Origin of the sequence: Sphingomonas sp., assembly GCF_013812825.1 — a bacterium.
GTDB lineage: Bacteria > Pseudomonadota > Alphaproteobacteria > Sphingomonadales > Sphingomonadaceae > Sphingomicrobium.
The window spans coordinates 1-23294 of record NZ_JACCSU010000070.1 but is presented as its reverse complement, the minus strand read 5'-3'; the positions used below and the strand labels follow the sequence as shown (position 1 = coordinate 23294).

The following is a 23294-nucleotide window of genomic DNA, read 5'->3' as shown; positions in this document are numbered from 1 at the left end:
CCGATCCGCGATTTGCGCATGGGACACAGGAGGTCCCATGACCAAGCTCTTCAAGAACAACGGACTCACCATCGTTCTCCTGCTGCTGTTCCTGGGCAGCATCATCGGCCAGTGGCTCACTGGCGTGCATTTCGAAAACGAAGAGCTGGTGCGCCACGGCGAGGAGCCGATCGGCGCGATCCAGTTCCTGAGCGACCCGCAGTTCCTGTCGACGGTGTTCGAGAATTGGGAAAGCGAGTTCCTGCAGATGTCCGCCTATGTCGTCCTCACCACCTTCCTGTTCCAGAAGGGCTCGGCGGAATCCGAGGACCCGGACGAAGGATCGCGCGACGGCCGGCTCGAGAATGCCCGCTTCGCGCCGAACGCACCGGCCGCGGTCCGCAAGGGGCCCGTCGTCCGCTGGCTGCACGCCCACTCGCTAGGGGTCGCGCTGCTGCTGCTGTTTCTCGCCTCGTTCCTCCTGCACTGGTTGTTCAGCGCTCGCCACGCCGGCGAGGAAGCGGCGCTGCATGGCGAAGCGGGAGAACCGCTCGGCGCTTACCTGACAAGCCCGCAATTATGGTTCGAATCGTTCCAGAACTGGCAAAGCGAGTTCCTGTCGACCGCGGTGCTGGTCGTCCTCAGCATCTGGCTCCGGCAAAAGGATTCGCCCGAATCCAAGCCCGTCACCGCGCCCCACAGCCAGACGGGAACCTAATCGCCGCTGATCTGGGGGCGACCGACGTCGCCCTGGCCGACGGTTCGGCCGGCCATTTGCAGCATCCGCTCCAGCGGCACCCGGGCGCGGGCCATGATATCGGGCGACAGCTCGATCCGCGGCTTCAGGTCGCGCAGCGACACGTACAATTTCTCCAGCGTGTTGAGCGCCATGTACGGGCACATGTTGCAGTTGCAGTTGCCGTCGCCGCCCGGCACCCCGATGAAGGCCTTGCCCGGCGCCGCCTTCTCCATCTGGTGGATGATGTGCGGCTCGGTCGCGACGAGGATGGTCTGCGCCGGGCTGCTCAGCGCGAACTCGAGGATCGACCGGGTCGAGCCAACATGATCGGCATGGTCGATGATGTGCGGCGGGCACTCGGGATGCGCGGCGACGGGAGCGCCCGGATGCTCGGCTTTGAGCTTCAAGAGCTCCGTTTCTGAGAACGCCTGGTGGACGATGCACACGCCCGGCCACAGCAGCATGTCGCGCCCGGTCTTGCGGGCAAGATATCCGCCGAGATGGCGGTCGGGACCGAAGATGATCTTCTGATCCTTGGGGATTTGCTTGAGGATGATGTCCGCCGAGCTGCTGGTGACGATGATGTCGCTCAAGGCTTTCACCGCCGCCGAGCAGTTGATGTAGGTCAGCGCGATATGGTCGGGGTGCGCGTCCCGAAACGCCTTGAACTGATCGGGCGGGCACGAATCCTCGAGGCTGCAGCCGGCGTCCATGTCGGGCAGGATCACAATCTTGTCCGGCGACAGGATCTTGGCGGTTTCGGCCATGAAGCGGACTCCGCAAAAGGCGATCACTTCGGCATCGGTCGCCTCGGCCTTGCGCGACAGATCGAGGCTGTCGCCGACGAAATCGGCGAGGTCCTGGATCTCGGGCTTCTGGTAGTAATGCGCGAGGATCACCGCGTTGCGCTCGCGCTTCAACCGCTCGATCTCGCCGAGGAGATCGATCCCTTTCAGGCTCTGCGGCTGTGCGGTCATCGCGTTCCTTCGGCGGCCCGCTTGGAGCGCGCTTCTTCCAATACCTCATTATAGGAACGCGACCGGTCGATATAAGAGGGGTCCGCGGTCTCCTTCTCGCTTGCGAACCGGGCAACCACCTTGGCTTTGTCGAAGCCCGCGGCGTTGAGCGGCATCGCGAAGCTGCGCTGGATTGCCTGCCGGGCGGATTCGCGCGCCAGTCGCATCGGCAGCTCGGCCATCGCCTGCTTGCGCAGGTCGGCGACCGCAGCGGCGCGGTTGGCCTGGTCGAGCCGGTCTTCGCCGCCGAAGATGGTCGTCATCAATCTGCCGTTGCCATATTCGCGGGCGCTGGCGAGATCGACCTGCGGTCCGGCGATCTCGATGTCGGGCACCGTGACCCGAAGCGTGCTGCTGCCTGCATCCCAGCGCACGTCTCCGGGCTGGAGCTTCGACAAATCGACTTCGTAGCGCACGTCGCCGGGCAGGATCAGCGTTCGCTCGGCCGAGAAGCCGAGGCGGCTCTGGCGCGAGCTGGTGACCGACACATAGCGCGCCGCAAAGACGATCAGCCGGTTCTGGGCCCGCATCGATTCGAGGCTGGAGGTGGCGATGGTCTTGGGGTCGGGAGCTCCGAAAATGCGATCGGCGACCGCGGCGACGCCGATCAGCAGGCCGAGCACCATGGCCGCGAGGATTCCCGCGATGAGCATCGGACGGTTCAGGCGGCGCGGTTCCATGTCTCTCCTTGGCAAACAACGAGTCCCCGCGCTTCAAGGTCCAGAAGATGCGCGAGCACCGAGCCGCCGGCCGCCGTCACCAGCCGCCGATCGAGCCCTGGATAGGCGTCGGCGACGATCTCGGGGATCGTCCGCGCCCGCTGCTCGAGCAGCGACAGGATCTGCCGCTCGCGCTGTTTTCGATGGCCGATGAACCCGCGCACATGCTGCCTCGGGTTGGTCACCGGCGGCCCGTGCGCCGGGTAGTAAATGCGGTCGTCGCGCCGCTGCAGTCTGTCGAGGCTGGCCATATAGGCGGCCATGTCGCCGTCGGGAGGAACGACGACGGTGGTCGACCAGCCCATCACATGGTCGCCGGTGAACACCGCGCCGGCAGCTTCGTCGGCAAAGCACAGATGGTTCGACGTGTGCCCCGGCGTTGCGACCGCGGTCAGCCGCCGCCCGTCGACGTCGACCCACTCCCCGTCCTCGAGCACCTGGTCGGCGCGATAGTCGCCGTCGAACGCGGCATCGGCCCGCGGGCCGACCGTTTCCAGCGCCAGCGGCGCGCAGCCGACGATCGGAGCCCCGGTGGCGTCGGCGAGCGGCCGAGCGGCCGGGCTGTGGTCGCGGTGGGTGTGGGTGCACATGATTGCCGCGACTGGGCGGCCGGCGATCGCTTCGATGAGCGCTTCGACATGCTCGGGCAGGTCGGGACCCGGGTCGATCACCGCGACCTCGCCGGCCCCGACAAGATAGGTCTGGGTGCCGGTGTACGTAAAAGCCGACGGGTTCGAAGCGAGCACTCGGGCGATCCCCGGCTCGAGCGGCTCAAGCTTGGCGTATGGCGCATCCACGATCACGCCTGTGCCACGCCCCGCTTGTGGTTTGCAAAAGGCGAGCTAGCAGCGCAGTTGGTAGGGCCCGCGCGTATCGACCACCTGACCCAGGCTTGCGGCGCTGCCGGCGCTCCTCACCACCTGGATTTCGATGTTGCTCCCGGTCACTCCGGCGCACAGCTCCGAAGGCAGCCGGATTCGGCGCGTCTGTCCCTTGCGCATCTGCGCCAGAGCGAGCTCGGCGCGGACATCCCCTCTCCGCACAAAGCGCAGGCTGGTGTCGCCGCCCAGCGCCTCGTCGGCACGGATGGTGAGCAGCGTGTCCCTGGCGAACGCGATGCAGGGGCCGCCCTCGCCAATTTCGCCCGGAGTCGAGCATTCCAGAGTCAGGTTCGGCTTGGTGAGCGCAATCCCAGGCGCGAGCGATGGTGCCGCCACGACGGGCGCCCGCACCGGCAAGGGGAGCGGCGGCAATTGCGCGTACTCAGGCGTGGGCCCGATCTCAGGCCGAATTCCGGGCGGAGGGCCTGCTGCGGGCAACGGGCTGATGAATACATCCCTCGCCCGGACTTCGATGATTTTCGCCTTGAGCTGAGCCACCAGCGCCGCCCGCCGATCCTGCGGGAGCTTTTCGAGCTGCTCGATCTTGGTGGCGGCGCTTTCGAACATTCGCACCAGGTCGTCCTTGTCGGCGCCCTTGTCGCTGCACAGCGTGATCTTGGTCGGTCGCGTGTCGCCGGCCGTGAATTCGAACTTCTCGCCCTCGCACTCGGCGACCTTCTTGGTCGCCTCGGACGGTGCGGCAAGCGCGCCCGCCGGAGCCGGCTGCGCGGCCATGGCCCCGGTCGCGGCCAATGCCGGCGCGATTCCAAGCAGCCAATTTCGTGCGGTCATGATTCGCCCTCCCGGCAACGGCTTATGCTCGTTCGGGCGCGGCAGGTGAACCCGCCTTTAACCGCCAGTCAGGCTTTGGCCAGCGACGCCGCCAGAGCAGCGGCCGGAGCCGCGCCGCGCTCGGCGCTGCGGGCGAATGCATCCGGGTAAACGCGGCTGAACAGCGCGTCCATGCTCCGGTCCCAGCTGAACTGGCGGGCTTCCGTGCAGGCTTCCTGGCGGATCGATTCGCGGTCGGAATTCCACACCGCGAGGATGTTCCTGGCCATCGCCTCGCTGTCGTCGACCGGTCCCAGGCGTCCGATGCGCTCGGTCACCCGGTCGATCATCGCACCGGCTGCGACTCCGACCACTGGCAGGCCGGACGCCTGCGCTTCGACGATCGACACTCCGAAAGTCTCGTCGGCCATTCCCGAGACATAGATGTCGGCGCTCGCCACCCATCTGGCGAGCTCGATCCGGTCCTTGAAATAACCGGGCATGATGATCCGCGGATCGCCCATCGCCGCGATCTGTTCGCGTAGCCGGCCTTCGCCGATCAACGCGAGCCTGGCGCCCAGTTCCTCCGGCAGGCGCCGGAAAGCGTCGACCACCATGTCGGGCTTTTTCTCGCGGTCGAGCCGGCCGACATAGATCAGCAGCGGCTGGTCATCTCCAAGGCCGAGCTTGCGGCGCAATTGCGGGTCGCGGCGCGAGGGACTGAAATCGCCCAGCTCGACCCCGAGGCCGACAATGTCGACGTTCGGCACTCCGTAGGCGCGCAGCTTGGTCGCGCCGCCGTTGTGACTGAGTGCGAAGACCGAGTCGAAACGGCGGTAGAGATAGCCGCAGTAGCGATAGCCTAGCAGCGCCGCCGCCCCCGCGAGCGTGTTGCCGATCACCTTTCGAAACGGCCTTTGGACATAGACGGTCGGAAAATCGGTCATGTAGGCCGCGACCAGCGCCGTCTCCGGGTGGCGCTTGCGATGGGAGGTCGCCGCCCACGGCAGATTGTATGCGTCCTGGCACTCGATGAGGTCGGGCCGATGGCGCTCGAGCGCCTCGCGCACGGCGCCGTTGCGCAGCAGCAACCGATAATGGGGGCTGGTCGGCACATGCGGCGAGGCGATCGTCACGGTGACCGCGCGGCCCTCGTCGATCACCTCGTCGCGCGCGCCGGGGATGATCATCAAATGGCGGTGAGCGGTCGAATCGAGGATGTGCCGCCGCTTGTGGAGCAAATAGGTGCGCACTCCGCCGCCGACCTCGGACCAGCTCTGGGTCAGGTCGCAAAACAGCCTCGGTGCGCTCAGAGGGCCGATCAAGTTGGGATCGTCGAGGCTCATGCGCCTGTCCCAACCCGAAAGGGCGGACAAAGTGCCATCGGCGGCCCTTGGCGCGCGGAACTGTCGGTGAATTTTACAGTTTGCCGCCGGGACGCCTCGGCTTTCAATCTGAAAATATCGGAAAACAGCCGTTTTCTGCGATTGGCACGGCGGTTGCTATATTTATGCCGTCCACTTGGTTCCACGCCAATGAGAGGGACGGTGAAGCGGTCTTTCTGGTCCCGCGCCACCGTCCCTCCTTCATTATGGGCTCCAGCTATTGCGAGTCCTGCTCGACCAGCTGCTTCAGCTCGCCGCTCTCGAACATCTCCATCATGATGTCGGATCCGCCGACGAACTCGCCCTTCACGTACAGCTGGGGGACGGTCGGCCAGTCGCTGTAATCCTTGATTCCCTGACGGATTTCCGGGTCCTGCAGGACGTCGACCGTCTCGTACGGGACGCCAAGATGATCGAGGATCGCCACCGCGCGGCTCGAGAAGCCGCATTGCGGGAACAGGTTGGTGCCCTTCATGAACAGGACGACGTCGTTCTTGCCGACGATCTCGCCGATCCGCTCCTTGGCATCGCTCACTGCCTTGTGTTCGCTCACCGACTCTCTCCCGATGGCGCCGCGGTCGTCAGCTGCAGCGCGTGCAGTTCCTCTCCCATCCGCCCGCCCAGCGCCGCATACACCCGCTGGTGCTGGCGAACCCGGTCGAGGCCGGCAAAGCTCGGGCTGACCACCCGCGCCGAATAATGGTCGCCGTCGCCGGCGAGGTCGGTGATCGTCACCTCGGCATCGGGGATCGCGTCCCGGATCAGCCGCTCGATTTCTTGAGCCGCCATCGGCATCAGAGGGCCGCCACGGGCGTCACAGGTTGATCTGTTCCATGATCTGGCGCCGGGCTTCCGCCTCCTTGTGGGCGACCGCCTCGCGAATCTTCGAATCGTCGGTGTCGACTCCGGCCGCGGTGAGGTCGCCGAGCAGCTTGCGGATCACGTCCTCGTCGCCCGCTTCCTCGAAATCGGCGCGGATCACGTCCTTGGAATAGGCGTCGGCTTCGGCGTCCGAGAGGCCCATCAGCCGCGCCGCCCAGGCGCCGAGCAGCCGGTTGCGACGGGCGATGACGCGGAACCTCAGCTCTTCATCGTGCGCAAATTTGGTCTCGAAGGCGCGCTCGCGGTCGTCGAATGTCGTCATTGGCTCCTTCCCGATGCTCTCGCCGTCGCAGATAGGGACCGTCGCCCGGTCAGTCCAGCGTGCTGTCCGGAGGCCCGTGGAAACGCCGGGCGATGCGCGCTTCCTGGTTGCTCAAAGCTCGACCACCAGCTTGCCGATCACTCGGCGCTCGGCGATCGCCCGGATCGCCTCGCCGGCGCGCTCGAGCGGATAGGTCGCGCTGATCCTCGGCGCGATCTTCCCTTGTTCCCACCAGCGGAACAGCTGCTCGACATGGGCCGCGTTGGCCGCCGGATCGCGAATCACGAATGCACCCCAGAACACGCCGCACACGTCGCAGCTCTTGAGCAGCGTCAGGTTGAGCGGGAGCCTGGGGATTCCGGCTGGAAATCCGACCACGAGATAGCGGCCGCCCCAGCCGATCGAGCGCAGCGCAGCTTCCGCATAATCGCCGCCGACCGGATCGAAGATCACCTCGGCCCCGGCAGGGCCGACCGCGCCCTTGAACAGGGCCGCGAGCGCTTTCTGGCCGTCGCGGTCGAACGGCCCGCTGGGATAGACCAAGGCTTCGTCGGCGCCGGCCTCGCGCGCCGCGGCGGCTTTCTCGTCCGACGAGACCGCGGCGACCACCCGCGCGCCCATCGCCTTGCCGAGCTCGACCGCGGCAAGGCCGACCCCGCCGGCCGCGCCGAGCACCAGCAGCGTCTGTCCTGCCTGCAGCCTGCCGCGATCGGCGAGCGCGTGGATCGACGTCGCATAGGTGAGGAGCAGCGCGGCCCCCTCCTTAAAACTGCGCTCGGATGGCAGGCGGAACGCTATCTTGGCGGGAATAACGATCTTCTCGACCAGCCCGCCGAAGCCCGGCACCGCGATCACCCGGTCGCCGACTTGCCAGCCGTCGACATTTTCGCCGACCGCCTCGACCTCGCCCGCGACCTCGCCGCCCGGCGCGAACGGCCGCGGCGGCTTCAACTGATACTTATCCTCGATGATCAGCACGTCCGGATAGTTGATCGCGCACGCCCGCACCCGGACCAGCAGCTCGCCGGGCCCCGGCCCGGGTTCCGGGAGATCAGCGATCCGCAGAGTCTCCGGACCGCCCGGAGCCTCGCTCAGCAGTGCGCGCACACTCAGCCCGCCGCGCCGGCGACGCCCGGCAGCTTGGAGATGTCGGCGGGCTCGTGCTGGATGACGACCTTCGCGCCGGTTTCCTTCGCCAGCTTCTCGAACTCGCCGGTCGCGGCGGCGTTCGTCGACGACGCATTGGCCGAGGGCTGGTCGTTGGCTTGGGGAGCGCAGCCAGCGAGCGCCACGGTTGCAACCAAGAGCGTGGCCAATCGAATCATTCGATACCTCCTAGTTCTGGTGTGCCCGCTGATCGGCGACGACCTGGCTTGCGGTCATACCGTCGAAGGTGACCCGCGCCAACGCGGCCGGGTCGCGCTCGGCATGGCGGCGTCCGCCGACGGTGCGGATCGCCCGGTCGAACAGCAGCCGGTCGGCATCCGGAAGCTGGCGCCGCGCCTGTGCCGTCGTGCGCTCGAACGCTTGCGGCGACGACCCGTCGATCACCACCGGCTCCGGCTTCCCGCACGCCGCGATCGACAGCAGCAGCAGCGCAGCGGCGGCGGCCCTCATTCCTCGTAATGCGCGCTGGTCTTGGAGCGGACCTCGTCCGCCGTGACGTCCGGCGCCAACTCGACCAGCTTGAACGAACTGTCGTGATCGGGCCGCTGGAACACGCACAAGTCGGTGATGATCATGTCGACGACGTTCTGGCCGGTCAGCGGCAGAGTGCACTCGGGGATGAACTTGGGGTCGCCGTTTTTCGACACATGCTCCATGACGACGATGATCTTCTTGACCCCGGCGACCAGGTCCATCGCCCCGCCCATGCCCTTGATCATCTTGCCCGGGATCATCCAGTTGGCGATGTCGCCTTTCTCGCTGACTTCCATCGCGCCGAGTACCGTCAAGTCGATGTGGCCGCCGCGAATCATCGCGAAGCTGTCCGCTGAGCTGAAATAGGACGAGGACGGCAGCTCGCTGATGGTCTGCTTGCCGGCGTTGATCAGGTCCGGGTCGACCTCGTCGTCATACGGGAAGGGGCCGATTCCCAGCATCCCGTTCTCGCTTTGAAGCGTCACCGTCAGCCCCTGCGGGATGTGGTTGGCGACCAGCGTCGGAATGCCGATGCCGAGGTTGACGTAATAGCCGTCGCGCAGCTCGTTCGCGGCGCGCGCGGCCATCCGGTTGCGGTCCCAGGGCATTATGCCGTCTCCCGCTCGCGGACGGTGCGGAACTCGATTTTCTTGTCGTAGGGCGCGCCGGAGATCATCCGCTTCACGTAGATCGACGGCAGATGGATGCAGTCGGGGTCGAGCGAGCCCACCGGCACGATCTCCTCGACCTCGGCGACGCAGATCTTGCCGCAGGTCGCGGCCGGCTGGTTGAAGTTGCGGGCGGTCTTGCGGAACATCAAATTGCCGAGCTCGTCGGCTTTCCAGCCCTTGACGATCGACAAGTCCGCGCGGATTCCGCGCTCGAGCACATAGGTTTCGCCGTCGAACTCCTTCAGCTCCTTGCCCTCCGCGACAACCGTCCCCACTCCCGTCTTGGTGTAGAACCCGGGGATTCCCGCGCCGCCGGCGCGCATCCGCTCGGCGAGCGTGCCCTGCGGGCAGAACTCGACCTCCAGTTCACCGGCGAGGAATTGCCGTTCGAACTCCTTGTTCTCGCCGACGTAGGACGAGATCATCTTCTTCACCTGGCGGGTGCGCAGCAGCTTGCCGAGCCCCTCATTGTCGATTCCGGCATTGTTCGACGCGATGGTCAAATCCTTGACCCCGCTGGCGACGATCGCGTCGATCAGCCGCTCGGGAATGCCGCACAGGCCGAAGCCCCCGGCGGCGATGGTCATTCCGTCGTGGAGCAGCCCGTCGAGCGCCGCTGTTGCATCGGAGTAGATTTTCTTCATCAGCCGCCTTTCAGCTCCGAAGCTTGGCCAGCACCCCCTGGAGCTGCATCGCGTTCGACATGTCGCCTTCGACTTTCAATTTGCCGGTCATGAAGGCGGTCATCCCGTCCAGCTGACCCGCCGCCATCTGCTGCCAGTCGTCCCAGCCGACCTTGATCGTCGTGTCCGCCTCGCCGTCGTTCTCGCTGACTTGGCTGGCCGCGCCGTCGAGCATCACCGCGCCCTGGTCGCCGAAATCGAGCTTGACCCGCTTGCCCGGAATCCACGCCTGGCCTTCCTGCATCCTGGCCACCAGTTCCTGCTTGGTCATTCGCATCTCCTTTTCGAGACGCGCTGCTAGCCGCCCGTTGCAGCGGCATCAAGCAGCCCTCATCCTCCCTGGCGCGAAGCGGTGGGGAGGGGGACCGCTCAGCTATGCTGAGTGGTGGAGGGGCCACACAGACGAGTGAGGCTGTCCGCTACGCCAGTCGGATCGGCCAGCACGTCGGCCGCCCGAATCCTGACGACCTGCAGGCCAAGCCCCCGCAGATAATGATCCCGTACATCGTCTCGCGCGACAGCGTCTGCCGAGTCATGAATCTGGCCATCCACCTCGATTACCAACCTGGCTGCCGGGCAGTAGAAGTCTGCGACGTAGCCGCCAATTGCATGCTGACGACGAAAACGGATTCCTGCAGGCGAACGGCGCAACAGGCCCCACAACCGCACTTCGGGAGGAGTCATCGCACGCCGCTGCTGGCGCGCCGCTCGCATTGAATTTCGAGTAGCTCGCACGCTGGCCCCTCCACCATCCACTCTTCGGTGGATGGTCCCCCTCCCCACGAGCTTCGCTCGAAGGGAGGATTAGTCAAGTTGCAGCGGCATCAAGGCGAGCCTATCTGCGCTTGCATGGGATATGAAGCAGACTTGAAGCTGTTCATCGACGGCAGCTGGCGCGCCGGCGAGGACCGCGACCATTTCACCGTCGTCAACCCGGTCACCGGAAGCGGCATCGGCGAGCTCCCGCTGGCCAGCGAGGCCGATCTCGAGGAAGCGCTCGCCGCGGCGCAGCGGGCGTACCCGGAGTGGCGCTCGACCGACGTCGAGAAGCGCGGCGCGATCCTGCGCAAGGCGGCGAAGCTTCTGCGCGAGCGGGCGGAGGACATCGGCCGACTGCTGACGCAGGAGCAGGGCAAGCCGTTCGCCGAGGCCAAAGGCGAAGTCCTCGGCGCCGCCCAGCTGTTCGACTGGTACGCCGAGGAAGCCAGGCGCGACTACGGCCGGGTGCTGGTCCGCCCGCCGGGCCAGCTGTCGCGGGTGATGCACGAGCCGGTCGGCCCGGTCGCCACCTTCACGCCGTGGAATTTCCCCATCTACCTGCTCGCCAAGAAGGTCGCCGCGGCGCTCGCCGCCGGCTGCTCGGTGATCTCCAAGCCGCCCGAGGAGACGCCCGGCTGCACCGGCGCGCTCGCCCGCGCCCTTGACGATGCCGGCCTGCCCAAGGGCGTGTTCCAGCTGGTCCACGGAGTCCCGGACATGGTCAGCGGCAAGCTGATCGGCTCGCCGGTCATCCGCAAGATGAGCTTCACCGGCTCGGTCCCGGTCGGCAAGCATCTGATGAAGCTGGCCGCGGACAGCCTGACCCGAGTGACGCTCGAGCTGGGCGGCCACGCGCCGGTGCTGATCTTCGACGATTGCGACCTCGAGAAGACGCTCGACATGGTCGTCCCGCAGAAATTCCGCAACGCGGGGCAAGTGTGCGTCTCGCCGACGCGATTCTATGTGCAGCAAGGCATCTACGAGGCCTTCATCGACGGCTTCGCCAGGCGCACTCAAAAGGTAAAGGTCGGCGACGGCCTTGCCGAGGACACCAAAATGGGCCCGCTCGCCAACAAGCGCCGCCCCGAAGCGGTCGCAGCGATGATTGAGGACGCACGGGCGAAAGGCGCGCGCGTCGTTGCCGGCGGCGAGCCGGGCGACAGCGGCTTCTTCTTCCAGCCGACCCTGCTCGCCGACGTGCCGCTCGAAGCCGACATCATGAACAACGAGCCGTTCGGACCTGTTGCCGTGTCTCGTCCCTTCGACACATTCGACGACGCGGTCGAGCAGGCCAACCGCCTGCCTTACGGCCTCGCCGCCTTCGCCTTCACCGAGAACGGCCGCCGCGCCAATTTGCTCGGCGACGCGATCGAGGCCGGCATGGTCGGCATCAACACCTTCAACATCTCGGTCGCCGACGCGCCGTTCGGGGGGGTCAAGGATTCCGGCTTCGGGAGCGAAGGCGGCAAGGAAGGGCTCGAGACCTACCAGGTGGTCAAGGCGATCCACCAGGCTTGAGCGACGCCCTTCGAACGTCATTCCCGCTTTCGCGGGAATGACGGGGTGGCTACACGGCCGCCCATGGCTCCAAAACCGAAAAAGCGAACCGGCGGACGCATCCTAGTCGACCAGCTTCGGATCCAGGGCTGCGACCGGATCTTCACGGTGCCGGGCGAAAGCTTCCTTAGCGTTCTCGATGCGCTCCACGACACGCCCGAGATCGACCTCGTCGTCTGCCGGCAGGAGGGCGGCGCCGCCTACATGGCCGATGCCGACGGCAAGATGACGGGGCGGCCGGGCGTCGCCTTCGTCACCCGCGGTCCCGGTGCGACCAACGCCAGCGGCGGGGTCCATGTCGCCTTCCAGGATTCAACCCCGATGATCCTGTTCGTCGGCGACCTCGACCGCTCCGACAAGGACCGCGAGGGGTTCCAGGAGGTGGATTTCGCAGCGTTCTTTCGGCCGATCGCCAAATGGGCGGCGCGGATCGACGATGCTCGTCGGATCCCCGAATATGTCGCCCGAGCCTGGCGTGTCGCGACCGCCGGCCGTCCGGGCCCGGTCGTGCTGGCCATCCCCGAGGACATGCTTCGCGACGAGGTCGAGGCCGCCGACCGGCCCAACGTCCCGCCGCTCGCCGAAGCCCCCGACCCGGGCGCGATCCAGGCTTTGTTCGAGCTGTTGAAGGAAGCCTGCGCGCCGGTCGCGATCGTCGGCGGCGCCGACTGGAGCCCGCGCGCCGCCCATCACTTCGCCACCTTCGCCCACCGCTACGGAATCCCGGTGGCGGCCGCGTTCCGGCGGCAGGACGCGATCGCCAATAGCTGCCAGGTCTACGCCGGCAACCTCGGCTACGGCCCCAACCCGGAGCTTCAGCAGCGCATCCGCGAGGCCGACCTGCTCCTGGTCGCCGGCGCCCGGCTCGGCGAGGCGACCACCGACGGCTACAAATTGATCGCTCCCGACCATCCCGGGCAGACTCTGGTCCACGTCCATCCGGACCCCAATGAGCTCGGCCGGATCTACCACGCCGACCTGCCGATCTGCGCCGACATGGGCGAGTTCGCGGAAGTCGTCGCCGACTGGCACGAGCCCGATCTGGTCCGCTTTTCCGCCGGCGAGGAGGCGCACAAGCAGTGGCTCGAATGGTCCGAGCCGAAACCGCGCGACGGTGTCCAGCTCGACCTCGGCCCGTGCGTCAAGGTGATGCGCGACAAGCTCCCCGTGAACACGATCATCTGCAACGGCGCCGGCAATTTCTCCGGCTGGTGGCACCGCTACTGGCGCTACGGCTGCATGCCGACCCAGCTTGCGCCGACCAGCGGCACGATGGGCTACGGACTGCCTGCCTCGGTCGCCGCGGCGCTGCGATTCCAGGACCGCCCGGTGGTCTGCGTCGCGGGCGACGGCGATTTTCTGATGAACGGGCAGGAACTGGCGACCGCGGCCGGGCGAGGGCTCGATCTGCTGGTGATCCTCGTCGACAATTCCAGCTACGGCACGATCCGGATGCACCAGGAGCGCGACTATCCAGAGCGGGTGTCCGGGACCGATCTTCAAAATCCGGATTTTGCGGCGCTCGCCCGCGCTTACGGAGGCTGGGCGGCGACGGTTGAGCGGACGGACGACTTCGCCGCGGCGCTCGACCGGGCTTTAAAGAAACGGGGCATCCGCCTGCTTCACCTGAAGACCGACGTCGAGCAGATCAGTAACCAGACGACCATCTCGGAGCTGCGGAAGCGTAAGTGAGCCCCGCCGCCGCGCTCAGCGCCGCGAGTGCTCGAACAGATATTGGTTGATGAGGTAGGCGGTACGGCGCCGAGTCCGGGCGAAAGGCTTGGGCGCCTTGTCGAAGCCGGGCTTGACTTGCTGAGGATCAGCTCCAAGCAGCGGGACCAAATCCTCCATTCGCGCCCGGAAACTTCCATACTCTACGCGGCGACTACGCATCATCTTCTCCGGGCCTTCTCCGGAAGTCCGGTGCCCTGTAACGCCTACGAGTTAAGTGCCCGAATTGATCCGCAAAGTTACGTCTGTTTCGGAGTGCAAAATGTTATCCACAGGCTCGACAGCTTCTTATCCACAGAAAGACCTTAGAGCCCAAATGGATACGTCTCTTCCTCCCCAGGCCGCTGTTCGCCCGGCAGCGGAGTGACCGCCCTGGTCTCGTCGAATTATGCCCACGCGTCGAACTGCCTGGGCAGGATCGCTTCCGAATAATGGCTCCAGCGCTCGGTCTCGGGCCGGTAGATGACCCCGATGAAGCGCTCGAGCCGCGGCTCCTCGAGCGCCTCGAGCAATCGCTCGTCCGCTTCGCCTTCGCGCAGGTCGAGGAGAAAGCGCGAAATGCCGCTGTCGTGCGACATGCGCTCGTGGCTTCCCGGCAGCGACGGCCGCACCCGCTTGATCCGCATCGGCTCGTCCCAGTCGTCGGCGGCGGCGACCGTGCCCGTGTGAGTGCCAAAGCCGATCAGCCCCGCCTCATCGCCGAACCGCTCTTTGCAGAGCTGGCCAATGTTGAGCTCGCCGCGCGACATGCCCATGTCGGTGAAAGCCGCGTTGCCGATGTGGCTGTTGTGCGCCCACACGATCACCTTCGATCGCGGCCCCTTGGCCTCGAGCAGCTGGCACAAAGTCTCGAACATGTGCGTGTCGCGCAGATTCCAGCTCTCCGCCGAGCCGTGGTACATCACTCGATAATAGGCCTCGGCGTTCTTCACCAGGCGCGCGTTGGCCGAGGCATCGAGCCACTCGTCGCATTCCTCGGACAGGCATTGCATGCGACCGTCCATCAGCTCCTTCAGCATCTGGACGACGCCGACCTCGCAGCGCGCATAGCCCTCGACCAGCGAATGGCGGCCGTAGGCGGCGGGATTGTCGGCCCACGGCTCGAGGCAGCCGTACCGCTTGACCGCGAGCTCGGCGAGCTGCGGGTCCTCGCGCTCGAGGAAATCGATCACCGCCCGCATCGAGCTCGACAGGTTGTACAGGTCGAGCCCGTAGAAGCCGGTCATCGCCTCGTACTCGCGGCCGTGGTTGTGGCCGCGCAGCCAGCGGATGAAGTCGTCGACGTCGGTGTTGCGCCACATCCAGGTCGGGAAGCGCTCGAATGCCGCCTCCTCGCCCTCGCGCCGCGCGCGGCACCGGACATAGCGGTCGACGGTGGCGGCATCCGGCCAGTCGGCCTCGACCGCGACAATGTTGAAGCCGTGACGCTCGATCAGCCGCCGCGAGATCGCGGCGCGCGCGCGGTAGAATTCGGACGTGCCGTGGCTCGCCTCGCCGAGCAGCACGACGCGCGCTTCGCCGAAGCGGTCGAACATCGCCCCGAATGCAGGCTCGTCGATCTGAGGCAGCGGCTCCGCGGACGTGCGGATCAGTTCCGGCAGCAACTCAAGTTCGCTATCCAGCATCCTTCCACCCTTCCTCGCCGATCAGCGGCACGAAGCGGACTTCGCCGAGGCTTTCGCGTTCGACCTCGCCGTCCGGCAATTTGGTCAGCTTGACGAGTTTCTGCACCCAGGCCTGCCTGCCCACCGGCATCACCAAGCGCCCGCCCGGAGCCAGCTGGTCGACCAGCGGCTGCGGCACGTGGCTTCCGCTGGCCGCGGCGAGGATCGCGTCGTAGGGCGCGCCGTCCGGGCAGCCGCGCGTGCCATCGCCCTCGAGGATTGCCACATTGTCGTAGCCGAGCCGCCTGAGGCGCTCGGTCGCCACCGCCACCAGCTCGGGCTTGCGCTCGACGGCAATCACCTGGTCGGCGATTTGGCTCATCACCGCCGCCGCGTAGCCGGAGCCGGCGCCGACCTCGAGCACCCGGTCGCCCGGCTTGATGCCGGCCGCTTCGATCATCAGCGCGACGATATAGGGCTGCGAGATCGTCTGCCCGGCCTCGATCGGCAGCGGGTGGTCGCCATACGCCTGGGCGGCATGCGCGGGCGCGACGAACTCCTCGCGGGGCACTTGCCGGAACGCGTCGAGCAGCATCGGGTCGCGAATTCCCCGCGCGGCAATTTGCCGCTCCACCATCCGCTCGCGAAGCTTGGCGAAATCTGTCATCAGCGTCGGCTCGCCGACACTAACTTGCAGACCCGAAGGGCGTTCCAATGGCCACGAGCGACACGGTTTTCGCCGGCTCCATCCCGAGCATCTACGACGGCTACCTGGTGCCGCTGTTGTTCGAGCCCTATGCCGAGATCGTCGCCGAGCGCGCCAAGGCGCTGCGGCCACAGCGGATCCTGGAGACTGCGGCCGGCACCGGCATCGTCACCGCCGCGCTGCACACCGCGCTGCCGCAAGCGGAGATCGTCGCCACCGACCTCAACCAGCCGATGCTCGAGGTCGCCGCCTCGCGTCTCCAATCGGACCAGGTGAGCTTCCTGGCGGCGGACGCGCTGCAGCTGCCGTTCGACGACTCCAGCTTCGACCTCGTCGTCTGCCAGTTCGGAGTGATGTTCTTCCCCGACAAGGTCGCCGCCAACGCGGAGGCGCGCCGAGTGCTCCGCGAAGGCGGCCGCTATCTGCTGGTCATCTGGGACAGCATCGATCGCAACCTCGCAACCAAGGCCGCCGGGGCGGCGGTCGCCGGGCTCTTCCCGGACAATTCCGGCGCCTTCTACGAACGAATTCCGTTCCGCTATCACGATCCCGCTCTGATCGAGCACGACCTGCTCGCCGCGGGCTTTCAGGACATCGAGTTCGAAACCGTCGGCCTCAGGAGCCGGGCGCGATCGGCCGCCGAGGCTGCGAAAGGCCTTTGCCAGGGCAGCCCGATGCGCACCGAGATCGAGAAATACGGATCCGATGCGCTCGAGCGAGCAACCGAGGCGGCCGCCCGGGCCTTGCAACAGTTTGAAGGACCGGACGGACTGGACGCGCCAATGTCCGCGCACGTGGTGACCGCGATCAAATGATCCCGGCGAGCGGGCTCGACGGGTCCGCATAGCGCCGCTTGGGCATCCGTCCGGCGAGATAGGCGAGGCGTCCGGCCTCGACCGCTGCCTTCATCGCCCGGGCCATCAGCACCGGGTCCTTGGCCTCGGCGATCGCGGTGTTCATCAGCACTCCGTCGCAGCCAAGCTCCATCGCCTCGGCGGCGTCACTGGCGGTGCCGACCCCGGCGTCGACCAGCACCGGCACCTTGGCGCCCTCGACGATCAGCCGGATGGTGACCAGGTTTTGCAGGCCGAGGCCCGAGCCGATCGGCGCTCCCAAGGGCATGATCGCGACCGCGCCCGCGTCCTCGAGCCGCTTCGCGGCGATCGGGTCGTCGGCGCAATAGACCATCGGCTCGAACCCCTCCTTGGCGAGGATTTCGGTCGCCCGGAGCGTCTCGAGCATGTCGGGATAGAGCGTCCTGGCTTCGCCCAGCACCTCGAGCTTGACCAGGCTCCAGCCGCCCGCCTCGCGCGCCAGGCGCAACGTCCGGACCGCGTCTTCGCCGGTGAAGCAGCCGGCGGTGTTGGGAAGATAGGTGACCCGCTGGGGATCGATGAAATCGGTCAGCATGGGCTGCTTGGGGTCGGCGATGTTGACCCGGCGCACCGCGACGGTGACGATCTCGGCCCCCGACGCGTCGACCGCCGCGGCATTCTCCTCGAAGCTCTTGTACTTGCCAGTGCCGACGATCAGCCGCGACGTGAAGGTTCGGCCAGCGACCGTCCAACTGTCGCTGTCGACGCCGCTGAGCGCCTGGCCTGGAACCGCATGTGCGGTCACTCAGCCGCCTCCGACGAAATGGACGATCTCATAGCGGTCGCCGTCCTCGACCCGCAGATCGGCAAGCCTCGAGCGCGGAACCACCTCGAGATTGCGCTCGACCGCGACCCGCTGCCGATTGAGCCCGAGCTCGGCCAGCATCGCGGCGATGCTGAGCCCGGCGGGCACCCGGCGCTCCTCGCCGTTGACGTGGATCGCGAGGCTTTGTTGGGCATCGATCGTCATTGACAAACCGCAGATAGGAAGCTCCACGGCCAATCGCAAACGACTGGCCGGAATGAACGAGGGAACTTTCGCCGATGGCCGAACCCGGTAAGCCTGTCCGAAGCAAGGCCCCAGAGGCCGAAGCCGATGACGGGTCAATGCGGATCGACGCCAAGCTGGTGAGCGATCTCGCCCAGTTGCTGACCGACAACGACTTGAGCGAGATCGAGGTCGCCGACGGCCCTCGCCGAATCAAGGTGAGGCGTGGCTTCGCGCCCGCCCCAACGCCGGAAACCCACAGGGAAGCGGCCCCCCCGGGGTCCCAGCCTGCGGCCCCTTCGGCCGCCGCTCCCGCCGAGGATCTGTCCGGCCAGACGATCAAGTCCCCGATGGTCGGCACGGCGTTCCTGTCGCCCGAACCGGGAGTCGAGCCGTTCGTCTCGGTGGGCGACGCGGTCACGGCCGGGGATACCTTGCTGATCATCGAGGCGATGAAGGTGATGAACCCGATCACTGCCCCAAGCGGCGGAGTGATCAAGAAAATCCTCGTCGCCGACGCCCAGCCCGTGGAGTTCGATCAGCCCCTCATCGTGCTCGGCTAACGGCCAGCCGATGCCGATCAAGAAGCTGCTGATTGCCAACCGCGGCGAAATCGCGCTCCGAATCCACCGCGCGTGCCACGAAATGGGCATCGAAACCGTCGCCGTGCACTCGACCGCCGACGCCGACGCGATGCATGTGCGCCTCGCCGACGAGACGGTCTGCATCGGCCCGCCGCCGGCGACCGAAAGCTACCTCAACATCCCCAACATCATCTCGGCCGCCGAAGTGGTTCACGCCGACGCCATCCACCCCGGCTACGGCTTCCTGTCGGAAAACGCCCAGTTCGCCGAGATCGTCGAGCTCCACAACATCATCTGGATCGGTCCCAAGCCCGAGCACATCCGGACCATGGGCGACAAGATCGAGGCCAAACGGACCGCCGCCCGGCTCGGCCTGCCGCTGGTGCCCGGATCCGACGGGCCGCTCGACAGCATCGCCGATGCCCGCAAGGTGGCGAAGAAGGTCGGCTATCCGGTGCTGATCAAGGCGGCATCGGGCGGCGGCGGGCGCGGCATGAAGGTGGTGACCTCCGAAGCCCAGCTCGAAAGCCTGATGAGCCAGGCCGCGTCCGAGGCGCGCTCGGCGTTCGGCGACGACACCATCTACCTCGAGAAATATCTCGCCGATCCGCGCCACATCGAATTCCAGGTGTTCGGCGACGGCGACGGCAATGCGGTCCACATCGGCGAGCGCGACTGCTCGATCCAGCGCCGCCACCAGAAGGTGCTCGAGGAAGCCCCCTCCCCGGCAATCAGCGCCGAGCAGCGCGAGCGGATGGGCGGGATCGTGGCCAAAGCGATGGCCGAGATGGGCTACCGGGGCGCCGGCACCATCGAGTTCCTCTACGAGGATGGCGAGTTCTACTTCATCGAGATGAACACCCGGCTCCAGGTCGAGCACCCGGTCACCGAGATGATCAGCGGAATCGACCTGGTCCGCGAGCAGATCCGGGTTGCAAGCGGCCAGGGCATGTCGTGCCGCCAGGAGGAAATCCGGCTTCACGGGCACGCGATCGAGTGCCGAATCAATGCCGAGGACCCGCAGACCTTCGCTCCGTCGCCGGGCACGGTGAAGAATTACGTCGCCCCGGGCGGCATGCACGTGCGGGTCGATAGCGGCCTCTACACCGGCTACCGGGTCCCGCCTTACTACGACAGCATGATCGCCAAGCTGATCGTCTACGGATCGACTCGGGAGCGCTGCATCATGCGCCTTCGCCGGGCGCTCGAGGAGTTCCTCGTCGAGGGCATGAAGACCACCATCCCGCTTCACCAGCAGATCGTCCAGGACGACGACTTCATGCGCGGCGACTACACCATCAAATGGCTCGAGAAATGGCTGGAACAACAGCAGGCCGGCTGACCGTGGGACTTGGCCCGGGCAATCAAACTTTCCGCCAGCCGAAGCGTTGGGATCACGACGAGGCGCCCATGGCCTACCAAGCTTCGCACAAGCCCGACCGGATCAAGGCGCTGGCCGGCGTGCTGGCCGTTCACGTCGCGCTTGGAGCGGTGATCCTGACCGGGCTCAATGTCCGCACTGTCGCGACGACCATCGAGCGGCTGCGGACATTCGACATCACCGAGCTTCCGCCACCCCCGCCGCCGCCACCGCCGCCGAGCCCGACTCCCGAACGCGCCAAGGAAAAGGAGGGAGCGGCGGCCAAGAAAGCGCTGCCGACCCCGGTCGTGGCCCCGCCGCCGAAGATCGTCCTTCCGGCCAAGTCGCCGGTCGTCGCATCCCGAGTGCCGTCGACCGGCAGCGCGGCGACAGCCGGCGCGGCAGCTTCCGGAACCGGAACCGGCGCCGGCGGGTCGGGGACCGGCCTCGGCGGCGGCGGCAGGGGCAGCGGCGGCAGCGGCGACGGCTTCACCCCGGCTCAGAGGATCAGCAAGATTCCCGATCGCGAATACCGGCGCTTCGTCACCGCCAGCGGCATGCGCCGGGGCCGCGTCGGCATCACCGTCAAGGTCAACACCGACGGCCGGCTCTCCAATTGCCGGGTCGCCCGCTCGAGCGGCAATTCCAGCGTCGATTCGCTGATGTGCAGCCTGACACTGCAACATGTCCGCTTCCGGCCGGCGCGGGATCCGCAGGGCCGGCCCGTGGCGCAGGACATCACTTGGTACCCGGACTGGACCCCAAACCGCTGAAATCGCCGGCTTAGCGGCTCGCCAGGCGGCGATCGCGCCGGTCGAGCCCGTAGACGTCGTCGAAATAGACGATCGAAGACCCGCTCGGGACGGCTGTCAGATAGGTGATGTACACTGGGACCGGGACAGGCAGCGGGACCTTCTGCTCGGGCCGTGCGCCCTGCGCCTTGATCGGCCGGCCGAACAGCCAGCGCGCGAACCGCGGCGCATCGGCCAGCCGAACGCAGCCGTTGCTCGCCAGACGGGCGGCCTCGTCGAGCAATTCCTTCGACGGCGTGTCGTGGAGCCAGATCCCCTGCTCGTTGGGGAACATGAACTTCATCTGGCCCATCGAGTTGGCGGGACCGGGGTTCTGGCGAAGGCGGATCGGGACCCGTCCGGCGACGACGGCCCGCCAGTCGACCGAGGCCGGACTGACGACCCTGGCGTTGTCCGTCCAGTCGGACATCACCTGATAGCCCTTCGCCTTGAGATAGCTCGGGCCCTGCTTGAGGACGTTGGGAGCGAGGCGCTGCGCGGTGATGTCGGCCGGCGCGTTCCAATAGGGGTTGAGCACCACGAAGCGGATGAACGCGCTCATCATCGGCGTCTGGGCGATTTGGGGCGAGGGCTTGCCGGCGATGACCCGCATCATGTCGACGACCTGGCCGTCCTCGTACATGTACAACCGCTGCGCCGCCGGGTTGACGATCGCATAGCGGTGGCTGCCCGAAGGCAGCGCCCGGGCGCGCTCGATGTTGACCGCCAGCAGCTGGCGCTCATGTTCGTTGCGGTACTGACGGGCGGCGTGCGCTCGGCGAAGCTGCACGTAGACCGGGCTCATCCAGCCCATCCGTTCCATATATCTGGAAACCGAGCCGGAGCTCGCCGCCTGGTCGAGGATGGTTCGCGGCGAAGGCGGGGTCGGCTTGAGCTCGGGGTCGACGTAGATGATGCCGACGTTCGGGTCGCGCTTGAGATCGCGGACATAGGTGACGAACGCCTCGCTCAGCATCACTTCGGCGCGCTGCACGGCGGCCGGGTGGCGGCGCGAGGCGGCCTGAACCGCTCTCGAGAGCTGCGCGACGCGGTAGCGGTTGGGATTCAGATTGTCGGCGTGCGCCGTGCTCAGAAGCTGGAGCAACTGGTGCGGCGCGGGTCCGGCCGTCGGCGAGAACCACAACGGTGCACCGCCGCGCGAGCGGTAGAATTCGGCGATCGCGTTGCCCATTCCGGGGTTTTCGCGCGCCACCGCCTTGCGTTGCGCGGCCGCCGGCGCGGCGTTGGTGATCGTCAGGGTCGCCGCGACAAGCGGCAGCAGGGCGGCCATGCGGGCCGCCTTTGCGAACGAGAGCACGGGGCTCGCGCGAGCGCTTAAGTTACGCAAACTCATCACTTTTTTCTCCGATGCTCTTTATATGGAGCCGGCGCCCGCCTTGGTCAACGGCCCGCGCGATGCTCCGCTCCGACGGCCACAAGCCGCGCCGCGTCCCTTCCGTATACATCGTCATAATAAGCGACAGATGAACCGCTCGGGACCGCGGTCAGATAAGTGATGTAGAGCGGGACCAGCGTCGGGATGGGGACGATTTGCTCGGGCGCGTCGCCCTGTTTCTTGAGTTCGCGGCCGAACAGCCAGCGGGCGAAACGCGGCGCGTCCTCGAGGCGAATGCAGCCGCCGCTGTAGAGCCGCGACGCCTCGCTCAGAAGCTGCCGCTCGGGCGTGTCGTGAAGGAAGATGCCTTCCCTGTTGGGAAACAGGAATTTTATCATCCCCAAGCCGTTGTTGGGGCCCGGGAGCTGGCGGATGCGGACTTCGACCCGGCCGTCCGCGACCGCCTTCCAGTCGACCGTGCCCGGGTCGACGACGGTCGGCTTGTCGCTCCAGTCCGACAGCAGCTGATAGCGGTTGGCGGTCAGATATCGGACGCCCTGCTTGACAACATGGGGAGCGATGCGCTCGGCGGCGAGGTCGGGCGGCACATTCCAATAGGGATTGAGGGCGGCGGCGCGAATGAACGCGTTCATCATCGGGGTCGGGTGCTTGGGCTTGCCGACGACCACCCGCATGGAATCCACGACCTGCCCGTTTTCATACATATACAATCGCTGGGCGGGCACATTGACCACGACATGGCGCAGGTCGCCCGGCGGCAGCGCCCGCGAGCGCTCGAGATTCAACATCAGCGTGCGCCGCTGCCGGTCGTCGGAATAGGAGCGGCTCAGCAGGGCCCGGCGGAGCTGCCCGTAGGTCGGGTTCATCCACGCCATGGTGTCGACGAAGTTCTCGAGCGAAGACGCCGAGGCGGCGCTGTCGAGCAGGTACCGAACCAATGGCGGGCCGGGAACCAGCTCCCGATCGACATAGACGATATCGATGTTCGGCGTCCGCCGCAGGTCGCGCGCGTAATCGACGAACGCCTGGCTGAGCATCAGCTCCGCGCGCTCGACCGACCGGATGTCGCCGCGCCGCGCGGCGCGCAGCGCGCTGGTCAGTCTGGCGATCTGGTAGCGATCGGGATCGAGCCCATCGACCGACGCGCTGTTGAGCAGGCCGAGCATCAGTTGGGCGGCTGCTCCGGACTGAGGTGCGAGCCACAGCGGCCGGCCGCCGCGTGCGCGGTAGAAATCGGCAATCGCCGAGCCGCTGTTGAACGCGGTTGCGAGCTGGGCTGATCCCGCGGCCGTGGCCGGAGCGGGCGAGGCGGGAGCTGCTGCCAATGAAGGAAGTGGGGGGGGGGGGGGGGGG

General features: G+C 66.8%; 27 protein-coding genes and 1 pseudogene. 7 read left to right on the top strand and 21 right to left on the bottom strand.

Features of this window, described 5'->3' with window-relative positions; all coding sequences use genetic code 11:
• Positions 1–37: 37 nt before the first annotated feature.
• Positions 38–697 carry a DUF6766 family protein gene (locus H0T81_RS09965; protein ID WP_294012517.1) on the top strand — a complete coding sequence of 220 codons (660 nt, stop codon included), beginning with the start codon at positions 38–40 and terminating at the stop codon, positions 695–697.
• Here the strand turns inward: H0T81_RS09965 and nadA are convergent.
• The 15 genes from nadA to H0T81_RS09890 form a co-directional block, all read right to left on the bottom strand.
• Positions 694–1695 (bottom strand): quinolinate synthase NadA, encoded by a 1002-nt coding sequence (gene nadA, locus H0T81_RS09960; RefSeq protein ID WP_294012515.1) that lies wholly within the window; start codon positions 1693–1695, stop codon positions 694–696. The genes H0T81_RS09965 and nadA overlap by 4 nt on opposite strands.
• Complete coding sequence (locus tag H0T81_RS09955) at positions 1692–2414, bottom strand: DUF4230 domain-containing protein (protein WP_294012513.1); 723 nt, start codon at positions 2412–2414, stop codon at positions 1692–1694. The genes nadA and H0T81_RS09955 overlap by 4 nt, the downstream gene beginning before the upstream one ends.
• Complete coding sequence (locus tag H0T81_RS09950; RefSeq protein ID WP_294012510.1) at positions 2396–3250, bottom strand: MBL fold metallo-hydrolase; 855 nt, start codon at positions 3248–3250, stop codon at positions 2396–2398. Before H0T81_RS09950 ends, H0T81_RS09955 begins: the two co-directional genes overlap by 19 nt.
• 45 nt (positions 3251–3295) lie before the next feature.
• A complete protein-coding gene (locus H0T81_RS09945) occupies positions 3296–4126 on the bottom strand; it encodes a hypothetical protein (protein ID WP_294012507.1) in 831 nt (276 codons plus the stop codon).
• A gap of 68 nt (positions 4127–4194) precedes the next feature.
• On the bottom strand, positions 4195–5451 hold the full coding sequence (locus tag H0T81_RS09940) for a glycosyltransferase (RefSeq protein ID WP_294012504.1): 1257 nt from the start codon (positions 5449–5451) through the stop codon (positions 4195–4197).
• Between the two features lie 256 nt (positions 5452–5707).
• Positions 5708–6025: a Grx4 family monothiol glutaredoxin gene (gene grxD, locus H0T81_RS09935; protein ID WP_294012612.1), complete on the bottom strand. Its 318-nt coding sequence runs from the start codon at positions 6023–6025 to the stop codon at positions 5708–5710.
• A 14-nt stretch (positions 6026–6039) separates the two neighbouring features.
• Positions 6040–6285, bottom strand: a complete 246-nt coding sequence (locus H0T81_RS09930) for a BolA family protein (RefSeq protein WP_294012500.1) — start codon at positions 6283–6285, stop codon at positions 6040–6042.
• 19 nt (positions 6286–6304) lie between these two features.
• Positions 6305–6634, bottom strand: a complete 330-nt coding sequence (locus H0T81_RS09925) for a DUF1476 domain-containing protein (RefSeq protein ID WP_294012497.1) — start codon at positions 6632–6634, stop codon at positions 6305–6307.
• Between the two features lie 111 nt (positions 6635–6745).
• Positions 6746–7741 (bottom strand): NADPH:quinone oxidoreductase family protein, encoded by a 996-nt coding sequence (locus H0T81_RS09920; RefSeq protein ID WP_294012494.1) that lies wholly within the window; start codon positions 7739–7741, stop codon positions 6746–6748.
• Between the two features lie 2 nt (positions 7742–7743).
• On the bottom strand, positions 7744–7959 hold the full coding sequence (locus H0T81_RS09915) for a hypothetical protein (protein WP_294012492.1): 216 nt from the start codon (positions 7957–7959) through the stop codon (positions 7744–7746).
• Between the two features lie 10 nt (positions 7960–7969).
• A complete protein-coding gene (locus tag H0T81_RS09910) occupies positions 7970–8251 on the bottom strand; it encodes a hypothetical protein (RefSeq protein WP_294012490.1) in 282 nt (93 codons plus the stop codon).
• Complete coding sequence (locus H0T81_RS09905; protein WP_294012488.1) at positions 8248–8883, bottom strand: 3-oxoacid CoA-transferase subunit B; 636 nt, start codon at positions 8881–8883, stop codon at positions 8248–8250. The genes H0T81_RS09910 and H0T81_RS09905 overlap by 4 nt, the downstream gene beginning before the upstream one ends.
• Positions 8883–9590: a CoA transferase subunit A gene (locus tag H0T81_RS09900; protein WP_294012485.1), complete on the bottom strand. Its 708-nt coding sequence runs from the start codon at positions 9588–9590 to the stop codon at positions 8883–8885. The genes H0T81_RS09905 and H0T81_RS09900 overlap by 1 nt, the downstream gene beginning before the upstream one ends.
• A gap of 10 nt (positions 9591–9600) precedes the next feature.
• Positions 9601–9900 (bottom strand): SCP2 sterol-binding domain-containing protein, encoded by a 300-nt coding sequence (locus H0T81_RS09895; protein WP_294012482.1) that lies wholly within the window; start codon positions 9898–9900, stop codon positions 9601–9603.
• 98 nt (positions 9901–9998) lie between these two features.
• Positions 9999–10313 carry an endonuclease domain-containing protein gene (locus H0T81_RS09890; RefSeq protein ID WP_294012478.1) on the bottom strand — a complete coding sequence of 105 codons (315 nt, stop codon included), beginning with the start codon at positions 10311–10313 and terminating at the stop codon, positions 9999–10001.
• Positions 10314–10478: 165 nt separating this feature from the next.
• Here H0T81_RS09890 and H0T81_RS09885 point away from each other — a divergent pair, with 165 nt between their 5' ends.
• Positions 10479–11906: an NAD-dependent succinate-semialdehyde dehydrogenase gene (locus tag H0T81_RS09885; protein WP_294012475.1), complete on the top strand. Its 1428-nt coding sequence runs from the start codon at positions 10479–10481 to the stop codon at positions 11904–11906.
• A gap of 63 nt (positions 11907–11969) precedes the next feature.
• Entirely contained in the window at positions 11970–13637 is a 1668-nt protein-coding gene (locus H0T81_RS09880) for a thiamine pyrophosphate-binding protein (protein ID WP_294012473.1), read from the top strand.
• Positions 13638–13652: 15 nt separating this feature from the next.
• On the opposite strand, the gene H0T81_RS09875 is transcribed toward H0T81_RS09880, so the two are convergent.
• The 3 genes from H0T81_RS09875 to H0T81_RS09865 all read right to left on the bottom strand — a co-directional run bounded on the left by H0T81_RS09875 (position 13653) and on the right by H0T81_RS09865 (position 15947).
• Entirely contained in the window at positions 13653–13796 is a 144-nt protein-coding gene (locus tag H0T81_RS09875) for a hypothetical protein (protein WP_294012471.1), read from the bottom strand.
• A 266-nt stretch (positions 13797–14062) separates the two neighbouring features.
• On the bottom strand, positions 14063–15301 hold the full coding sequence (locus H0T81_RS09870; RefSeq protein WP_294012469.1) for an erythromycin esterase family protein: 1239 nt from the start codon (positions 15299–15301) through the stop codon (positions 14063–14065).
• Entirely contained in the window at positions 15291–15947 is a 657-nt protein-coding gene (locus H0T81_RS09865; protein ID WP_294012467.1) for a protein-L-isoaspartate(D-aspartate) O-methyltransferase, read from the bottom strand. The genes H0T81_RS09870 and H0T81_RS09865 overlap by 11 nt, the downstream gene beginning before the upstream one ends.
• Before the next feature lie 47 nt (positions 15948–15994).
• On the opposite strand from H0T81_RS09865, the gene H0T81_RS09860 reads away from it, so the two are divergent.
• On the top strand, positions 15995–16801 hold the full coding sequence (locus H0T81_RS09860; RefSeq protein WP_294012466.1) for a methyltransferase domain-containing protein: 807 nt from the start codon (positions 15995–15997) through the stop codon (positions 16799–16801).
• Here the strand turns inward: H0T81_RS09860 and thiS are convergent.
• A pseudogene (gene thiS, locus H0T81_RS09855) lies at positions 16794–17831 on the bottom strand (sulfur carrier protein ThiS). The gene H0T81_RS09860 and the pseudogene thiS sit on opposite strands and share 8 nt — an antisense overlap.
• A gap of 74 nt (positions 17832–17905) precedes the next feature.
• On the opposite strand from thiS, the gene H0T81_RS09850 reads away from it, so the two are divergent.
• The 3 genes from H0T81_RS09850 (at position 17906) to H0T81_RS09840 (ending at position 20566) form a co-directional block, all read left to right on the top strand.
• Complete coding sequence (locus tag H0T81_RS09850; RefSeq protein ID WP_294012464.1) at positions 17906–18412, top strand: acetyl-CoA carboxylase biotin carboxyl carrier protein subunit; 507 nt, start codon at positions 17906–17908, stop codon at positions 18410–18412.
• Positions 18413–18422: 10 nt separating this feature from the next.
• The gene (accC, locus tag H0T81_RS09845; protein ID WP_294012462.1) at positions 18423–19775 is read left to right on the top strand and encodes an acetyl-CoA carboxylase biotin carboxylase subunit; all 1353 of its coding nucleotides are present in this window, start codon (positions 18423–18425) and stop codon (positions 19773–19775) included.
• A gap of 68 nt (positions 19776–19843) precedes the next feature.
• Positions 19844–20566 (top strand): energy transducer TonB, encoded by a 723-nt coding sequence (locus tag H0T81_RS09840; protein WP_294012460.1) that lies wholly within the window; start codon positions 19844–19846, stop codon positions 20564–20566.
• Between the two features lie 10 nt (positions 20567–20576).
• Here H0T81_RS09840 and H0T81_RS09835 read toward each other — a convergent pair whose 3' ends face one another.
• Both H0T81_RS09835 and H0T81_RS09830 read right to left on the bottom strand, forming a co-directional pair.
• The gene (locus H0T81_RS09835) at positions 20577–21875 is read right to left on the bottom strand and encodes a L,D-transpeptidase family protein (RefSeq protein ID WP_294012457.1); all 1299 of its coding nucleotides are present in this window, start codon (positions 21873–21875) and stop codon (positions 20577–20579) included.
• A 110-nt stretch (positions 21876–21985) separates the two neighbouring features.
• Entirely contained in the window at positions 21986–23266 is a 1281-nt protein-coding gene (locus H0T81_RS09830) for a L,D-transpeptidase family protein (protein WP_294012455.1), read from the bottom strand.
• Positions 23267–23294 lie beyond the last annotated feature (28 nt).

What these genes read in the sequence shown, in the direction of transcription:
- H0T81_RS09965 (WP_294012517.1), top strand. Translation starts at nt 38, where the DNA reads ATGACCAAGCTCTTCAAGAACAACGGACTCACCATCGTTCTCCTGCTG.
- nadA (WP_294012515.1), bottom strand. Translation starts at nt 1,695, where the DNA reads ATGACCGCACAGCCGCAGAGCCTGAAAGGGATCGATCTCCTCGGCGAG.
- H0T81_RS09955 (WP_294012513.1), bottom strand. Translation starts at nt 2,414, where the DNA reads ATGGAACCGCGCCGCCTGAACCGTCCGATGCTCATCGCGGGAATCCTC.
- H0T81_RS09945 (WP_294012507.1), bottom strand. Translation starts at nt 4,126, where the DNA reads ATGACCGCACGAAATTGGCTGCTTGGAATCGCGCCGGCATTGGCCGCG.
- H0T81_RS09940 (WP_294012504.1), bottom strand. Translation starts at nt 5,451, where the DNA reads ATGAGCCTCGACGATCCCAACTTGATCGGCCCTCTGAGCGCACCGAGG.
- H0T81_RS09930 (WP_294012500.1), bottom strand. Translation starts at nt 6,285, where the DNA reads ATGCCGATGGCGGCTCAAGAAATCGAGCGGCTGATCCGGGACGCGATC.
- H0T81_RS09925 (WP_294012497.1), bottom strand. Translation starts at nt 6,634, where the DNA reads ATGACGACATTCGACGACCGCGAGCGCGCCTTCGAGACCAAATTTGCG.
- H0T81_RS09915 (WP_294012492.1), bottom strand. Translation starts at nt 7,959, where the DNA reads ATGATTCGATTGGCCACGCTCTTGGTTGCAACCGTGGCGCTCGCTGGC.
- H0T81_RS09910 (WP_294012490.1), bottom strand. Translation starts at nt 8,251, where the DNA reads ATGAGGGCCGCCGCCGCTGCGCTGCTGCTGCTGTCGATCGCGGCGTGC.
- H0T81_RS09905 (WP_294012488.1), bottom strand. Translation starts at nt 8,883, where the DNA reads ATGCCCTGGGACCGCAACCGGATGGCCGCGCGCGCCGCGAACGAGCTG.
- H0T81_RS09900 (WP_294012485.1), bottom strand. Translation starts at nt 9,590, where the DNA reads ATGAAGAAAATCTACTCCGATGCAACAGCGGCGCTCGACGGGCTGCTC.
- H0T81_RS09895 (WP_294012482.1), bottom strand. Translation starts at nt 9,900, where the DNA reads ATGACCAAGCAGGAACTGGTGGCCAGGATGCAGGAAGGCCAGGCGTGG.
- H0T81_RS09890 (WP_294012478.1), bottom strand. Translation starts at nt 10,313, where the DNA reads ATGACTCCTCCCGAAGTGCGGTTGTGGGGCCTGTTGCGCCGTTCGCCT.
- H0T81_RS09885 (WP_294012475.1), top strand. Translation starts at nt 10,479, where the DNA reads ATGGGATATGAAGCAGACTTGAAGCTGTTCATCGACGGCAGCTGGCGC.
- H0T81_RS09880 (WP_294012473.1), top strand. Translation starts at nt 11,970, where the DNA reads ATGGCTCCAAAACCGAAAAAGCGAACCGGCGGACGCATCCTAGTCGAC.
- H0T81_RS09875 (WP_294012471.1), bottom strand. Translation starts at nt 13,796, where the DNA reads ATGGAGGATTTGGTCCCGCTGCTTGGAGCTGATCCTCAGCAAGTCAAG.
- H0T81_RS09870 (WP_294012469.1), bottom strand. Translation starts at nt 15,301, where the DNA reads ATGCTGGATAGCGAACTTGAGTTGCTGCCGGAACTGATCCGCACGTCC.
- H0T81_RS09865 (WP_294012467.1), bottom strand. Translation starts at nt 15,947, where the DNA reads ATGACAGATTTCGCCAAGCTTCGCGAGCGGATGGTGGAGCGGCAAATT.
- H0T81_RS09860 (WP_294012466.1), top strand. Translation starts at nt 15,995, where the DNA reads ATGGCCACGAGCGACACGGTTTTCGCCGGCTCCATCCCGAGCATCTAC.
- H0T81_RS09850 (WP_294012464.1), top strand. Translation starts at nt 17,906, where the DNA reads ATGGCCGAACCCGGTAAGCCTGTCCGAAGCAAGGCCCCAGAGGCCGAA.
- accC (WP_294012462.1), top strand. Translation starts at nt 18,423, where the DNA reads ATGCCGATCAAGAAGCTGCTGATTGCCAACCGCGGCGAAATCGCGCTC.
- H0T81_RS09840 (WP_294012460.1), top strand. Translation starts at nt 19,844, where the DNA reads ATGGCCTACCAAGCTTCGCACAAGCCCGACCGGATCAAGGCGCTGGCC.
- H0T81_RS09835 (WP_294012457.1), bottom strand. Translation starts at nt 21,875, where the DNA reads ATGGCCGCCCTGCTGCCGCTTGTCGCGGCGACCCTGACGATCACCAAC.